The following is a 15,681-nucleotide window of genomic DNA, read 5'->3' as shown; positions in this document are numbered from 1 at the left end:
AAGCTATGTGGTGACCAGTGGAATGAAGACGCGGAACGTCGTACCTTTACCCGGTTCACTTTCGACTTCTATTTTCCCTTCATGGGCTTCAACTAAATGTTTCACAATGGCAAGACCAAGTCCCGTACCACCACTATTTCGAGAGCGCGCTTTGTCCACCCGGTAAAACCGTTCAAAAATGCGAGGGAGTTCTTCTTTAGAAATACCAATCCCTTGATCTCTAATGATGAAAACTCCAAATGTATGTTGTTTTTCAGCAGCAATCTCAATAGTTGTTTGGTCAGGAGAATACGTGATGGCGTTGCTAAGTAGATTAACGATAATTTGCAGAAGACGGTTCTCGTCTCCTTGAATCAACAAATCTTGTTCTAAATTGTAATTCATCGCAATTGCCTTATCCTCAGCAGCTTGTTTCGTTAGCTGCAAGGCCCTGCCGATGACCATGTCCACAGAGACTGCGGATCTCTGAAGATGAAACTCATGTTGTTCCATTTTCGATAGATCGAGCAAGTCATTTATAAGGAGTTGCAGACGGTCGCTCTCTAGTTTAATGATTTCTAAGAATTCTAGCAAGGTTTCTTCTTTTTGATACGCTCCGTAAAGCAGGGTTTCTGTAAAACCTTTAATAGAGGTGACAGGTGTCTTTAACTCATGAGAGACATTGGCCACAAAATCTTGCCGTACTTTTTCAAGACGTTTTAACTCAGTGATGTCATGAATAACGATAACCATCCCGAGCCACTTTCCATACTCTCCAATGATTGGAGCTCCGTAGCATTCTGTGTAGCGGATGCCTTTGGACGTCTGAAGTTGGAGTTGTTGACGAGTGGGCATCTCAGTGAGTAGCAGATTATAGGCAAAGGCTTGTAAGTCTTTAGGTAAGCCCACATCTTGATAATTTTGTGCTCGGACTTCATCAAATTGCAGACCAAAGAGACCCCCAAACGTTTTGTTCATGATGCTGATATTTCCCGATCTCCCAAGCACGATAAGGCCAGAACCCATCGTCTCGATCAACGTTTTTAAACGTTCTTGCTCACTTTCTCTTAATTGAGACATCTCTTGAAGATTGCGTGCAAGTACGTTCAAGGATTGAGTGAGCGGTGTGATCCCCGTGAGTTCGTCTTCAAAGACACGAGCTGAGTAGTCACCATCTGCAAGGTGAATTGCTGTATGGGAAATATCATCAATTGGTTTGATGTACCGAGCAAGTACAATTCGTGCAATGAGTAGCGATACTAAATAAAAAACAGCTAAAGTACCGAATAATAATAAGTTAAATACTGATAAATCATTGCTATCAAAATCCACTTGTTCTTTTAAGACAATAGGAAAAAGCTGTCCCAGCACGATGCCAAGTGTAACCAGCATCACGGCATACAAGACAGCAAAGACAATCAAAAGTCGACTGTAGAATGTCTTCATCCTTTTTTCGGCTCCTCAAATTTATAGCCGAGTCCTCGAATCGTTTTGATAAAGAACGGTTTGCGACTGTTCTCTTCAATCTTTTCACGAACGTGGCTTACGTGAACGTCGACAATACGGGTATCCCCAGCAAAGTCGTAATTCCATACAGAACTGAGGAGTTGGTCACGTGTTAGAACACGATTTTTATTTTCAACAAGATAAATCAAGAGTTCAAACTCTTTTGGAGTGAACTCAAGACTCTCTCCATTTTTTAAAACCTCGAAACGTTCTGGATAGATGACAAGATCACCGAATTGATACTTCTTGTCACCTGAGCCGTCTGTCTGATCACTCAGCTGAGAGCGTCTGAGCAACGCCTTCACTCGAGCAAGTACTTCCCTAGGACTGAAAGGTTTGGTCATATAATCGTCGGCACCAAGTTCAAGTCCTAGCACTTTATCAAATTCTGCATCTTTTGCTGTCAGCATAATGATAGGAACTTGGTTTTTTTGCAAGCGAAGCTGTTTGCAAATTTCCATACCGTCCATATGCGGAAGCATCCAATCTAATAAGATGAGGTCTGGTGCTTCAGTGAGTGCTTTGTCTAGCCCTTCACGGCCATCTGAAGCGGTAATCACTTCATACCCTCCATCTTTTAAATTATATGTGAGAAGCGTTTGGATAGATTGTTCATCTTCTACTACAAGAATCTTTGCCATTGTCTATTCCCCCTCAGTTAAATGAAAACCCCTTTTCAAACCTGAGTGTTAGAAATTTTCCATGGATTGCTCCATCATTCGGTTGGCGAGTTTAGGTGGTGTAACGTGAAGTGTACCACTCACCACGACTTGGTGGTCTTCGTTTTTCGCTTCAACCTTGACGACTATCTGATTTTCAGATGGGTATACGTCTTGCACTTCGAATAAGAACTCGAGCGTATCGTAGTGATAGGCAGGATAAGGGAATGTTAAATGTTGTTCAAACACATGAGATCCCGGTCCTGGCATGTATTTAGATACTGCCGATGTGACGATGCCTGTCAGCATGATGGTAGGTACGATCGGCTTTCCAAATGATGTTTTCATTGCGTAATCATGTTGTATGTAAAGTGGATTGGCGTCATTTGTTAGACCTAAATAGAGCAAAAGATCTTTGTCTTCGATTTTTTCTGTGATGACTAGTTTTTCTCCTGCGGTGATATCTTCGATCTTTCTGCCAAGTTTGCGTTTTTTCCCTAGTAACACGTGCAATTCCTCCATTCATCCCTTTGGTTCTAGTGTATCAAGAAAGCTTCTCACCCGCCAGCTTAATAAAATTGACTTCCTTTCACCCGAGACACCATTTCCAAGGGGAGAACCCGCGAGTCTCCTCGCTGCACCTCGGTGAAGTGATGCTAAGTTTCATACGAGTTTTTAGCTCTTCAACACATGGATTACGGGCGACTGCGGGGTCTCGCAGAACCTCTGATACCCTGGGAAATGGTATCTCGTGCTCAAAGAAAAATACAGCGTGTTAAGTTCAAATAATCTAATAAAAATTATTTATACTTATTAAACTAGTTGATACAACCTAGGGATTTCTATTTCTAACCTTAACTCGCTCGCTGTCCTAAACTGTGAGTTTGAAGTCTATCTATCGGGCCTTGCCCCAGCACAGCCCCGCCTCCAAATAGTTTCTGAGAGGTTACCCGTATTCATCACAAGACCAACTAGAGGCAGAGCCGAATCAGGGATGGTAAGTTTCCACAACTTCCTGCAAAGTAATTACAAACCGGTTTTCTTCCTAAACTAGATGTGAATCTTCTCACGTACGATGAAGACAGGTGCAGGATTCGCTCGAAAAGCGAATCCTGCACCTGTGGTTTATTGCACTAAGAGAAGTTCCATCGTCTCGAAAGAGAAGAAGAAAGTCTGTTAAAAAGTATAGAGTGCTCGGTTATTAAAACTCTGAAATTTATTTTTAAAAAAACCGGGCTCCCTATGAAGAGAGTCCGGTTGAGTAAAGAATTACATGTTTTTGATTAGCTCATCAGCAAATTCAGAACATTTCACTTCAGTAGCGCCATCCATCAAACGTGCAAAGTCATAAGTCACGACTTTAGAAGAAATTGTTTTCTCCATAGAGTCCATGATTAATTTTGCAGCTTCTGTCCAGCCAAGGTGCTCAAGCATTAACACACCAGAAAGAATAACTGAAGATGGGTTTACTTTGTCAAGACCCGCATATTTCGGAGCTGTACCGTGAGTTGCTTCGAAGATTGCATGTCCTGTTACGTAGTTGATGTTTGCTCCAGGTGCGATACCGATACCACCAACTTGTGCAGCAAGTGCATCTGAGATATAGTCACCATTCAAGTTCATTGTTGCTACTACATCGAACTCTTTTGGACGTGTTAAGATCTGCTGTAAGAAGATATCAGCAATAGAATCTTTAACAAGGATTTTGCCTGAAGCTAAAGCATCGTTTTGAGCTTTATCAGCAGCTTCTGTTCCTTGCTCTTCTTTGATTTTGTCATACTGGTTCCAAGTAAATACTTTATCGCCGAACTCTTGCTCAGCCACTTCGTAACCCCAGTTTTTGAAAGCTCCTTCAGTGAACTTCATGATGTTTCCTTTGTGAACTAAAGTTAACGATTCGCGGTTTTCTTTGATTGCGTACTCAAGAGCAGCACGAACTAAACGCTTTGTTCCCTCCTCAGATACAGGTTTGATTCCGATACCAGAAGTTTCAGGGAAACGGATGTTTTTAACGCCCATTTCACCTTGTAGGAAATCAACAAGTTTTTTCACTTCGTCAGAACCTTTTGCATACTCGATACCTGCATAGATATCTTCTGTGTTTTCACGGAAGATGACCATATCTGTATCTTCTGGACGACGAACTGGTGAAGGAACACCATCGAAGTAACGAACTGGACGTACACATGCGTATAGATCAAGCTCTTGACGAAGTGCTACGTTCAATGAGCGAATTCCGCCACCAATTGGTGTAGTAAGAGGTCCTTTAATTGCTAGAAGGTACTCATCAATTGTGTCTAAAGTTGCTTGTGGTAACCACTCACCCGTTTGGTTGAATGCTTTTTCACCAGCTAAAACTTCTTTCCACTGAATTTTTTTCTCGCCGTTGAATGCTTTTTCAACAGAAGCATCTAATACGCGAACTGCTGCGTTCCAGATATCTGGACCCGTTCCGTCACCTTCGATGAAAGGAATGATTGGTTCATTTGGGACGTTTAATACGCCGTTTTCAACTGTGATTTTGCCGTTTGTCATAGTATTTGTCTCCTCCTAGTGGTCGTAAGTAAAGGGCTAGACGCATAAGATGCGGTAGCCCCAATGTATAATTCGTACGGATTAACGCTCGTCGATCGGTACGTATGTCTGCATGCCAGGTCCTGTGTACTCTGCGCGAGGACGGATTAGGCGGTTGTCTGCATACTGCTCAAGAATGTGAGCTGTCCAACCAGATACGCGAGAAACTGCGAAGATTGGTGTGAACAAGTCATGGTCAATGTTTAAAGAGTGGTATACAGAAGCCGAATAGAAATCCACGTTTGGCGGAAGTTTCTTTTGACCTGTCACTAACTCTTCAATCTTAACAGACATCTCGTACCATTTCGACTCTCCGCGTAATGCTGTCAATTTTTCAGACATTTCACGAAGGTGCTTCGCACGAGGGTCTCCATTGCGATAGACGCGGTGACCGAAGCCCATGATTTTTTCTTTGTTATCTAATTTTGTTTGAATGTAAGATTCTACGTTTTCTACAGAACCGATTTCACTCAACATTTTCATTACTTGCTCGTTTGCTCCACCGTGAAGTGGCCCTTTAAGAGCTCCGATAGCTGCTACAACACCAGAATACATGTCAGAAAGAGTTGCAACACATACACGTGCAGTGAATGTAGATGCGTTTAATTCGTGATCTGCATGAAGAACAAGTGCTTTATCAAAAGCTTCTACTTCGATTGCTTCTGGCTCTTTACCAGATAACATGTAAAGGAAGTTTGCTGCATAGTTTAAATCTGTGCGTGGTTGTACTGGCTCTTCGCCTTTACGAACACGAGCAAATGCTGTCACTAAAGTAGGTAACTTCGCTTGAAGTTTGATTGCTTTTAAATAGTTAGCTTCGTCAGACATATCTTCTGCTGCTTCGTCGAAAAGGCCAAGCATAGATACTGCTGTGCGAAGTGCTGTCATCGGGTGAACCGATTTGATGTCATATGTTTTAAAGTGAGCTAGTACTTCAGCTGGTACTGCCATGTTGTCAGCAAGCTGTTGTTTTAACTCAGCTAGTTCGTCATGCTTTGGAAGACGTTTATGCCATAACAGATACACTACTTCTTCAAAGCTTGCGTTGTTTGCTAAATCGTCGATGTCGTAGCCAACGTAAGTCAATGTATCGTCAATAATTGAGCTGATCGCTGATTGCGTTGCTACTACACCTTCAAGTCCACGTGTGGATGTCATGTGTCTCTCTCCTTTGAATGCTTTCTATATGTACCTCAACAACCTTACCTATCGTATTATAGCTAATTATGGCGGGTTTGTGAATGAAAACGCTTGAATTTATAAATAAATAACAATTGTACGACAGTTGTTTCCCTAAATATTTGAAAAGATTGGATGTAATTGATGAAAATGAGTGGTCGTTCACTTTCTGTTTTTATATCTATTAGTGCTTTTTGTATATTTATGCTATGGTTTTTGACCCCTATAAATTGTGCTCTATTTTTAGCATTTACTCTAACCCTTGTTGCGCACTATGTTAAAGGGCATCCTTTAAAGTCCATCATCACTCTGTCTGTTTTAGCATTCGGAGTATGGATTTCAGCACCACTAGCAGTGAATGAAGCTAAACAAGCTGGAAACTCCGTGATTGAACTAATTCAAAACCTGACCTCAGAACTACCAGAACTTATTCAGCCGTTGCATGTAAGTGAATGGAACTTAGAGGTACTTCAATCGTTTGTGGAAACTGACACCGTCTATACAACGTTGCAACTCTCGAGTGATTGGATCATGGAGATCGCTTTGTTTTGCTCTTTGTTTTTTATAGCATTGATTACCTTTGTCAGACGACCCGATGTTTTGATTTATTGGATGCCTTCTTCTACTCCGAACAACAGAATTTACTGGGATCTATGACGTTATTATTTTTCTTCTTTTTAGTATTTTCACGACATTTGATTGAGCCATTGCTCTGGAAACAACGAGTACAGTCACTTGCTCTTGTAGTACTTGTCATATTATCGAGTGCTTTGATGCTGTTTGGGATCAAAGGATTTCTCCTCATCCCACTTTGTTTTGTTGCAGTTGCACAACTTCAATTACAATCTTCTAACTAAAAAAACCAGCCAAGGGCTGGTTTTTAGCGTACGATGATAATATTTCCTTTACGAATCTTGCGCTGGATAAATCGGTTGATTGCAGGTCGATAAAATTTCCGGGTTGGGGCAAATAAAAGTGTGATTCCAATCGCATCTGTTAAGAAACCAGGTAGTAAAACTAGCACGGCTCCAATGCCGATTAACACTCCATCCACCACAGTGTTTGCTGGATGCTCACCACGTTCAATTTGTTTCGGTAGGTCTTTAAACGCTTGAATTCCAACCGATTTTACTAAATAAATGCCGACAGCGCCGGATAACAAAATCAGACCGAGAGTCCAAAAGACACCAATCGCCTTTCCGACAGTCAAAAACAAGATCAATTCAACAATAGGTAACAGTAAAACGGATGCAATGATCCACTTCACAGAATCACGTCCTTAAATGATGTGGGCCTGACCGTGATAAATAGCACCAGACTCTGCATCTATTGTAAGTTCTTGCTCATCTTGAAGCAAGGAAGTCGCATTCTCCACACCCACGATGACCGGTTTGCCAAGAGTTAGTCCAACTACTGCGGCATGGCTCGTTAGACCGCCCTCTTCTGCTACGATCCCAACACAACGCTCGATAGCTGGAACCATATCCTTATCTGTTCCAACCGTCACTAGAATTTTGCCTTCAGCTTTTTCAGGGTCGGCTACTTCTCCAGCTTTTACCACGTAAGCATTCCCCATTGCAGTTGTTTTTCCAATACCTTGACCTTTAGCAACCATGTCCCCGATGACATGTACTTTCATCAAGTTTGTAGTACCTGCTTTACCAACTGGTACACCTGCAGTGATGATAACTAGATCTCCATGAGATACGTAGCCTTTTTCTAAGCTTTCTTCAATAGATGTCTCTAAAATTTCATCCGTAGAGTGAACTTTTGCTCCAACGATTGGATAGACACCCCAAACAAGTGTCAATTGACGTGCTGGACGTTCTGAAGACGTAACACCTACGATAGGCACACCTGGACGGAACTTCGAAATCATTTTAGCCGTGTGGCCACTCTCTGTTGGAGCTAACACCGCTTTAACATTTAAGTTTAAAGACGTATGGGCTACAGCTTGTCCGATAGCATCCGTTAAGTTCACGTCGCGTTTCTTGCTTAGCTTGCCAACGATTGAACGATAGTCAACCGCTCTTTCCGTACGGACTGCAATCTTATGCATAGTTTCTACAGATTCTACTGGATACATTCCCGCTGCCGTCTCCCCAGATAGCATAATAGCGTCTGTTCCATCTAAGATCGCGTTAGCTACGTCAGAAGCTTCTGCACGAGTTGGACGGGGGTTACGCTGCATAGAATCCAACATTTGAGTAGCAGTGATAACAGGCTTTCCTAAGTGGTTACATTTTGCAATCAGCTTTTTCTGTACTAATGGCACTTCTTCAGCCGGAATTTCTACACCTAGATCTCCACGAGCTACCATTAATCCATCTGATACTGCCAAGATTTTATCGATATTGTCGACACCTTCTTGGTTTTCAATCTTAGGAACGATCTGGATGTGACCGCCGCCGTTTTTCTCGAGTAATTGACGAATTTCAAGAACATCTGAATCACGACGTACAAAAGAAGCTGCGATGAAATCCACGTCTTGTTCAATACCAAACAAAATATCTTGAGCATCTTTTTCAGTAATTCCTGGAAGCTGAACAGAGACTCCTGGTACATTGACACCTTTATTGTTCTTCAGTGTTCCTGCATTGATTACATTTGTATAGATTTTGCCATTTTCTTTGTCGATAGATTCTACAATCAATTCAATCAATCCATCATCAAGTAAGATGACAGAGCCTGGGAAGACATCTTCAATCAATTTGTCATATGTGATGGAGAAGACGTCTGCATTTCCTAAAACTTCTGTTGTAGAAATTGCAATAGATTGACCCGTTACGAGTTCAATCGCATCGTTTTCCATTTTATGTGTACGAATTTCCGGTCCTTTTGTATCTAATAAAATACCAACGATACGGTCAAGCTTCTTCGCAACTTTACGGATTCTCTCAATACGAGCTCCGTGTTCTTCATGGCTTCCGTGTGAAAAGTTCAGACGCGCTACGTTCATACCAGCTAGAATCAAGCGTTCTAACATTTCCTCACTTTCACTGGCTGGTCCAATCGTACATACTATTTTTGTTTTTCGCATTTCCTTGTCTCCTCACTTAGATAGATAATTCTTTTGATAGATGATACATTGAAAGATCGAGTTCATGTTTTCCTTCGAATGCTTCTTTCATATCATAGTCAACTATTTGATTGTGGCGTAAACCAATGGCACGGCCACCTTTTCCTTGTAACAAAACTTCAACGGCCTTTGCGCCGAACTGACTAGCCATCACACGGTCACGAGCAGATGGAGTACCTCCGCGCTGAATGTGGCCTAGTACAGAAACTCGAGTATCCATTGCAGTATGTTCTTTTAATTTATCGGCAAACTCATTTCCACTCATTACGCCTTCAGCAACAATGATAATACTGTGTTTCTTGCCACGAGAAGAACCGCTCTCTAAACGTTGCACAATAGATTCCATTGATTCATTCACTTCAGGTATCAAGATTGTCTCGGCACCACCAGCAAGTCCTGCCCAAACGGCAATGTCCCCAGCATCACGGCCCATTACCTCAATGATAAATGTACGTTCATGTGAAGTTGCTGTGTCCCGAATTTTATCAATTGCCTCTACTACTGTGTTTAGTGCTGTATCAAATCCTAATGTATAATCTGTTCCTGGAATATCATTATCAATCGTCCCAGGTACGCCTACACATGGAATGCCATGGTTCGTCAAAACCATAGACCCTTGATACGAGCCATCTCCACCAATAATGACAAGTCCATCGATTTGATGTTTCTTGATTTGTTCGAGTGCTCTTTTCTGACCTTCTTCCGTACGGAATTCAGGACAACGGGCTGAATATAACTTCGTTCCACCTCGCTGAATGATATCTCCTACGAATCCAAGCGTCATCGGTTCGATCTTACCTTCTATCAATCCTTGATAGCCATTGTACACCCCATATACTTCAAGACCTTCATAAATCCCTTTCCGAACAACAGCTCGGATTGCAGGGTTCATGCCAGGTGCATCTCCTCCACTTGTTAAAACCGCAATTCTTTTCACAGGATTGCCTCCTTCAAGTCAGCATTTCTTCATTTAGCTTATCACGCAAGAAGTCAGATGTCTAAGTTGTAAAACAATGAAAACGCTTTATTTTCAGAATTTCTTTCAAAGGGCGCAAAAAACCTTTTCTCTCGAAAGAAAAAAGGTTTGAAAGGTGCGTTATTTCACGGTTTTCAGGACGAAAATGATCCCATCTTCGCGAATTTTTCATAGCGTTGTTGTATCAATTGCTCTTTTGAGAGAGCTGTCAAAGTCTTCATAGATTTCACAATAGTCTCTTTGACAAATTCAGCTTGTTGCTTTAGATCGTGATGAGCTCCACCTTTAACTTCAGGAATGATGTCATCTATGATGTCCATAGCTTGAAGATCCGGTGCTGTGATTTTCATGGACTCTGCTGCTTTTTGAGCGAGACTTGAATCTTTCCATAAGATTGAAGCAGCACCTTCTGGTGAAATAACAGAATATGTACTGTTTTCTAACATGTGTACGTGATTCCCTACTCCAAGTGCCAAAGCTCCACCACTTCCCCCTTCGCCAATAATAATACTGACGACAGGAACTTTTAAGTCAGCCATTTCAATTAAGTTGCGTGCGATGGCTTCACTCTGTCCACGTTCTTCTGCAGCTTTTCCGGGATATGCCCCTTTAGTATCGATCATGCAGACGATTGGTCGCCCAAACTGCTCCGCTTGCTTCATTAAGCGTAATGCTTTGCGGTAGCCTTCAGGATGAGGCATACCGAAGTTGCGACGAACGTTTTCTTTCGTGTCACGACCTCGCTGGTGACCAATGATTGTTACAGGATTCCCATTGATTGTGCCTATTCCTCCGACAATGGCAGCATCATCCCCATAATTACGGTCTCCATGTAGTTCAATAAAGTTGTCTACAATCGTTTCAATGTAATCGTATGTCGTAGGGCGTTCTGGATGACGTGCAATCTGGACACGGTCCCATGGTTGCAGATTCGAATAGACATCTTCTCGTAATTGCTCGAGTCGGGACTCCAGTGTGGCGATTTCTTCACTAAGATCCACTTCGGCATCTTGCGTATAGTTTTTTAATTCTTCAATCTTCGACTTCAGCTTTTCGATTGGTTCTTCAAAAGGCAAAGCTTTTACCATTGGGATGCCTCCTTGGTGTGTAATTGCACGAGAGTCGCTAATGTCTGCTTCATGTCATGACGGTGCACAACAGCGTCTAGCTGGCCCTTCTCTAAAAGAAACTCAGCTGTCTGAAAATCTTCAGGCAACTTTTCACGGACAGTCTGTTCAATTACCCGACGACCAGCAAAGCCAATCAGCGCTTTCGGTTCCGCTAAATTCACATCCCCTAAAGAAGCAAAGCTTGCGGAGACACCTCCTGTAGTAGGGTGTGTCATGACGGATACATACAGAAGTCCTTCTGCTCGGTGACGATTAAGAGCTACACTAGTCTTGGCCATCTGCATAAGTGATAACACGCCTTCTTGCATGCGGGCACCGCCACTCGCTGTGAAAATGAGGAATGGTAGTCGATTAGATGTCGCAAACTCTATAGCACGCGTAATCTTTTCTCCGACAACAGAACCCATAGAGCCCATGCGGAACGTTGAGTCCATGACAGCAAGTACAACTTTCTGCCCTTCTAGAGTTCCTGTTCCCGTCCATACCGCTTCATTGAGACCTGTCTTTTTCTGATCTGACAGAATTTTTTCAGTATATCCAGGGAATCCTAGAGGATTTGTAGTTTGCAGATCCATATCAAACGATTGTTGCCCTTCTTCTTCAAGAAGAGAAGCTACACGCTGCTTTGCATTTAACGGATAGTGATGATCACATTGAGGACAAACCCAATTGTTCGTTTCAATTTCTTTTGTGAACATGTTTTTCTTACATCCAGGACACTTCGTCATGATTCCTTCTGGAACATCATTTTTATGTTCTTTTTTAGGGATCGTGGCATACTTCACTTTGTTTTTCGCGAATAATTCTCGAATCATCTATCTAGTTCCCCTCTCAATCGTTGTTCCCATGCCGCTAATTGCAGCTGCGCTTGCTGACTGTTTCCTGCTTCAATGGATTCAATCAGCTCGAGCCAATGACTTCGGTCTTCTTCCGTCATCTCTGTGCGAAACGGTCGACTACTGTACTCATTAAGTAACAACCAAATTTTCATCGACAGCCGGTTGCCTGATGCAATGACGAGTTCCTTTAAAAACCATTCCTGTTGAATGTCGTCTGTTGTTACCAATGCATTCTTTAAAACAGATAAGCTGGCACTCTTTCCTTCTACCACTTCATGTATAGCTTGTTTCTCGAGCGCTTGCCGTGTGGAATGGATATCTATAGTTGATTTTGTGTCTTTTAAAATAAATGTAGCCAAAATCTCTACTAGTTTATGGTTACGAAAGTCAGCTAAGAAAGTTCCTTCGCCTCTTCGCGTTTCAATCAATCCTAAAAGCTCCAGACTTCGAAGGGCCTCTCGGATCGTGGAACGTCCTACCTCTAGACGTTCGGCAAGTTCTCGTTCAGACGGCAGCTTTCCACCAATGGGAATCCGCTCCTGTTCAATCAATTGCCTCAGTTGTCGGACGATCTCTGTAAATAATTTAGGTGATGCAGATGTCATATCGTCACCTGTTTCCATATTTTTGAAAGTGGTCTGACCACTCACAAGTAGTAGCATAACGCATTTTTTTCACCATGACAACTGTCACAATAAAAAAATTCCAGTCCCGAAAGACTGGAATCAAAATTTTCTATAGAGGCTGTAGTGACTGAACGATTAGTTGATTTTTACCGTTACGCTGTTCTATTTTCCCTCGAACATGAAGAACCGTTTGTTCCTTCAAGTGGACATTTACGTTTGCAAAGACTTCTGGGAAAAACGTGAGGTCGATTTCATCGCGCTCATCTTCAAGAACTCCAAATGCCATGGCTTGGCCTTTTTTAGTACGAATTTTGCGAAGGTCTTTGAGCAAACCGACAAGTTCCACCTGACTCCCATTCGCAAGTTGGACTTCATCAATTGGACGCAAATTCGAGTTGAACTGATTTCGAGCTCCTTCGACAGGATGCGCTGATAAAAATGTTCCAAGTACCTCTTTTTCATACGCCAATTTGTAATTGTCTGGCATAATCGCTGCTTCTGTATATTTGGGTTCTCCAAAGGATCCAATTGAACCACTCAGTAAATCATTGTCCACTGTAGGTCGAACGAGCTCTGCGTGCATAATAGCCGGATCAAGGCTTGCCAGTAAGACAGCTCGGTCTTTCCCTAGAAAATCGAGAGCCCCTGCTTTGATCAACGGTTCAATTGTTGCCCGTGTAAAATACTGTGCAGAAAGATCAGCAGCGAGTTCAAACAAAGACTTCCACGGTGTATTTCGTTGTTTACGAATCGCTAGCAATTGTTGCATAAACGGACGCGGTATCCCTTTAATGCTGCTCAGACCAACTCGGATGCCTCCGTTGTCCATTGTAAAACGGCCAAAGCTTTTCCATAAGTCGGGTGGCAGTAGAGCAAGTCCTCGTCGTTTCATTTCACGAAAGACCGCTACTTGTTTCTCTTTGTTACCGGTTGTAGATGTTAGTAATGTCGTGTAAAACGCTTCAGGATAATGAGCTTTAATATAAGCCATCTGCATAGCAATCAAGCTATAAGCTGTTGCATGGCTTTTTGGGAAGCCGTACTCTGCAAATCTCACGATTAAGTCATATAAGGTAGCGGCCGTCTGTCCAGCCACTCCTTGTTGCTGCGCTCTAGTAGTAAAATTGTTTTTCTCCGCCGTTAATACATTACGGTCTTTCTTACTCACAGCTCTACGAAGATTATCGGCTTCGGCATAGCTGTAGCCTGCAATGCTTCGTGCTAGCTGCATAATTTGCTCTTGATAGACAATAATTCCATATGTTTCTTTTAAGATAGGTTCGACAGAGGGATGCGCATAGCGCACAGCTTCTTTCCCTTGTTTCCGTGCAGCAAAGTTTGGAATAAACGCCATCGGACCTGGACGGAACAAGGCGTTGACCGCCACTACTTCTCGGAACGAGGTAGGATGGACTGTTTGCAAAGCCTTTTTCATTCCAGATGACTCGAACTGAAAGATTCCTAGTGTGTCTCCGGATGATAAGAGTGCAAGCGCCTTCGCGTCTTCCCGGTCAATGCGAGAAAGTGAGAAGTCTGGTGACTGTGTCTCTCTTATGCTTGCTGTCATCTGATCTAGCATGGTCAGGTTGCGTAGCCCTAAGAAATCCATCTTTAGAAGACCCGCTTCCTCGACTTCCTTCATTGTCCATTGGGTCAGATACATGCCGTCATTATGTTCTTCAATTGGAACGACTTCCACCAGTGGTTTGGGTGAGATGACAACACCTGCTGCGTGAACAGTGGTATTACGTGGCATCCCTTCAAGTCGTTTAGCCAGCTGGTACCAGAGTTCATGCTTTTCCTCTCTTGATATGAATGCTTGGAGGTCTTTTGACTCGTTGACCGCTGTCTCTAAAGAAGCCACTTGAGCGGGTACAGACTTAGAAAGAAACGCGAGAGTCTCTTGTGGAAGTTCCATGACTCTTGCTACTTCGCGAGCGACTGCCTTTGTAGAGAGTGTTCCAAATGCGACAATCTGCGCCACAAATTTCTCTCCGTACTTTTGTTGCACATAGCGAATGACTTCATCTCGACGGTAATCGGCAAAGTCGACATCAATATCTGGTAACGATACTCGCTCGGGATTTAGGAATCGCTCAAATAATAAGCCATATTCAATTGGATCAACTCCAGTAATTCCGAGGACATACGCAACTAAGGAACTTGCAGATGAACCACGACCAGGACCTACGGAAATCCCTTTTGATTTCGCATAATTAATGAAATCTTGCACAATTAAGAAATAATCGCTATATCCCATTGATTGGATGATTGATAGTTCGTACTTTAAGCGCTCTAAATATGCATTATTTGTTGCAAGACCTTTTTGTTCTAGCTGATGGGTGGCCAGACGTGATAAATAATCATTTGCATTCGTGCCTTCAGGAACTGGAAAGCGTGGTAATTTAGGTGTCTTCTCAGACACTGCATAGCCTTCACAAAACAGCTGGAAAAACGTTGACTGCCAGTCGCCAAGCGATGCAAATTTGTCATCCCATTGTTGTTTAGTTAGAAGTGGAATGACAGGAAGCTCTTCTGTTTCCTGAAGCTTCTTTCCCTCTGAAAGAGCTTGAAGAACTCGAAAAGCGAGGCGGTCTTCCTCGTCCTCTAATTGAGCAGGTGCATAAGGAAGAACTAAAGGATGCATCTCCCTTAATTCTTCAATAAATAAATGCTGTTCAACTGTTTCAGATGAAACTGCAGGAATCACTGAAGCGGATAAATAGGAAGCAATTCGGGGATAGCTGTCTTCTGTAACGACTACAGCAGTAACTAAACCTTTTGAGTAAGCGCGAAACCAGGAAGTAGGCAACGCATCAACATGCCGGGTCTCAAGAGCACTAGATAACTTGAGCAGATTTTTCCATCCTGTTTCATTTGTTGCGTAACTAATAGCTTGAACCACGTCTTCATCAGAAAGCTCTAAGCGATACCTTAGACCAATAACCGGTTGAATCGAATGACGCACCATTTCTTTATAAAATGCCTGGACACCATATAAAGTAGAGTTGGTCAAAGCAGCCAGCTGTACTCCTTGACCAGCAAGGAAAGGCCCCAGGCGATCTAAACGTATCGTACTTTGCAATAAATCCATAGATGTCACAAGTTGTGGATAACAGATCGCCATAGGAACC

At 42.6% G+C, this 15,681-nt stretch carries 13 protein-coding genes; 1 reads left to right on the top strand and 12 read right to left on the bottom strand.

Going from position 1 to position 15,681, the window contains the following annotated elements; all coding sequences use genetic code 11:
• Nucleotides 1–3: 3 nt before the first annotated feature.
• From pnpS to citZ, 5 genes are all read right to left on the bottom strand, one after another.
• Complete coding sequence (pnpS, locus tag CF394_RS12780) at nucleotides 4–1,425, bottom strand: two-component system histidine kinase PnpS (protein ID WP_094944109.1); 1,422 nt, start codon at nucleotides 1,423–1,425, stop codon at nucleotides 4–6.
• On the bottom strand, nucleotides 1,422–2,126 hold the full coding sequence (locus tag CF394_RS12775) for a response regulator transcription factor (protein ID WP_094944107.1): 705 nt from the start codon (nucleotides 2,124–2,126) through the stop codon (nucleotides 1,422–1,424). Before CF394_RS12775 ends, pnpS begins: the two co-directional genes overlap by 4 nt.
• 48 nt (nucleotides 2,127–2,174) lie before the next feature.
• A complete protein-coding gene (locus tag CF394_RS12770; protein ID WP_094944105.1) occupies nucleotides 2,175–2,651 on the bottom strand; it encodes a MaoC family dehydratase in 477 nt (158 codons plus the stop codon).
• A 762-nt stretch (nucleotides 2,652–3,413) separates the two neighbouring features.
• Complete coding sequence (gene icd / locus CF394_RS12765; RefSeq protein WP_094944104.1) at nucleotides 3,414–4,679, bottom strand: NADP-dependent isocitrate dehydrogenase; 1,266 nt, start codon at nucleotides 4,677–4,679, stop codon at nucleotides 3,414–3,416.
• Between the two features lie 81 nt (nucleotides 4,680–4,760).
• The gene (gene citZ, locus CF394_RS12760; protein WP_094944102.1) at nucleotides 4,761–5,876 is read right to left on the bottom strand and encodes a citrate synthase; all 1,116 of its coding nucleotides are present in this window, start codon (nucleotides 5,874–5,876) and stop codon (nucleotides 4,761–4,763) included.
• Between the two features lie 165 nt (nucleotides 5,877–6,041).
• Between citZ and CF394_RS12755 the strand changes: the two genes are divergently transcribed.
• On the top strand, nucleotides 6,042–6,554 hold the full coding sequence (locus tag CF394_RS12755) for a hypothetical protein (protein WP_094944100.1): 513 nt from the start codon (nucleotides 6,042–6,044) through the stop codon (nucleotides 6,552–6,554).
• Nucleotides 6,555–6,777: 223 nt separating this feature from the next.
• On the opposite strand, the gene CF394_RS12745 is transcribed toward CF394_RS12755, so the two are convergent.
• The 7 genes from CF394_RS12745 to CF394_RS12715 form a co-directional block, all read right to left on the bottom strand.
• Complete coding sequence (locus CF394_RS12745; protein WP_094944098.1) at nucleotides 6,778–7,164, bottom strand: FxsA family protein; 387 nt, start codon at nucleotides 7,162–7,164, stop codon at nucleotides 6,778–6,780.
• A 12-nt stretch (nucleotides 7,165–7,176) separates the two neighbouring features.
• Entirely contained in the window at nucleotides 7,177–8,937 is a 1,761-nt protein-coding gene (gene pyk, locus CF394_RS12740) for a pyruvate kinase (protein WP_094944097.1), read from the bottom strand.
• 16 nt (nucleotides 8,938–8,953) lie between these two features.
• Nucleotides 8,954–9,913: a 6-phosphofructokinase gene (gene pfkA / locus CF394_RS12735; protein WP_094944096.1), complete on the bottom strand. Its 960-nt coding sequence runs from the start codon at nucleotides 9,911–9,913 to the stop codon at nucleotides 8,954–8,956.
• A 173-nt stretch (nucleotides 9,914–10,086) separates the two neighbouring features.
• Complete coding sequence (gene accA, locus CF394_RS12730; protein WP_094944095.1) at nucleotides 10,087–11,040, bottom strand: acetyl-CoA carboxylase carboxyl transferase subunit alpha; 954 nt, start codon at nucleotides 11,038–11,040, stop codon at nucleotides 10,087–10,089.
• Entirely contained in the window at nucleotides 11,034–11,897 is an 864-nt protein-coding gene (accD, locus tag CF394_RS12725; RefSeq protein WP_094944093.1) for an acetyl-CoA carboxylase, carboxyltransferase subunit beta, read from the bottom strand. The genes accA and accD overlap by 7 nt, the downstream gene beginning before the upstream one ends.
• Entirely contained in the window at nucleotides 11,894–12,583 is a 690-nt protein-coding gene (locus CF394_RS12720; protein WP_243370858.1) for a FadR/GntR family transcriptional regulator, read from the bottom strand. The genes accD and CF394_RS12720 overlap by 4 nt, the downstream gene beginning before the upstream one ends.
• Nucleotides 12,584–12,656: 73 nt before the next feature.
• A complete protein-coding gene (locus CF394_RS12715; RefSeq protein ID WP_165767560.1) occupies nucleotides 12,657–15,674 on the bottom strand; it encodes a DNA polymerase III subunit alpha in 3,018 nt (1,005 codons plus the stop codon).
• Between the last annotated feature and the right edge of the window lie 7 nt (nucleotides 15,675–15,681).

The organism is Tetzosporium hominis, from assembly GCF_002265435.1.
GTDB lineage: Bacteria > Bacillota > Bacilli > Bacillales_A > Planococcaceae > Chryseomicrobium > Chryseomicrobium hominis.
This window is presented reverse-complemented; position numbering and strand designations above follow the sequence as displayed.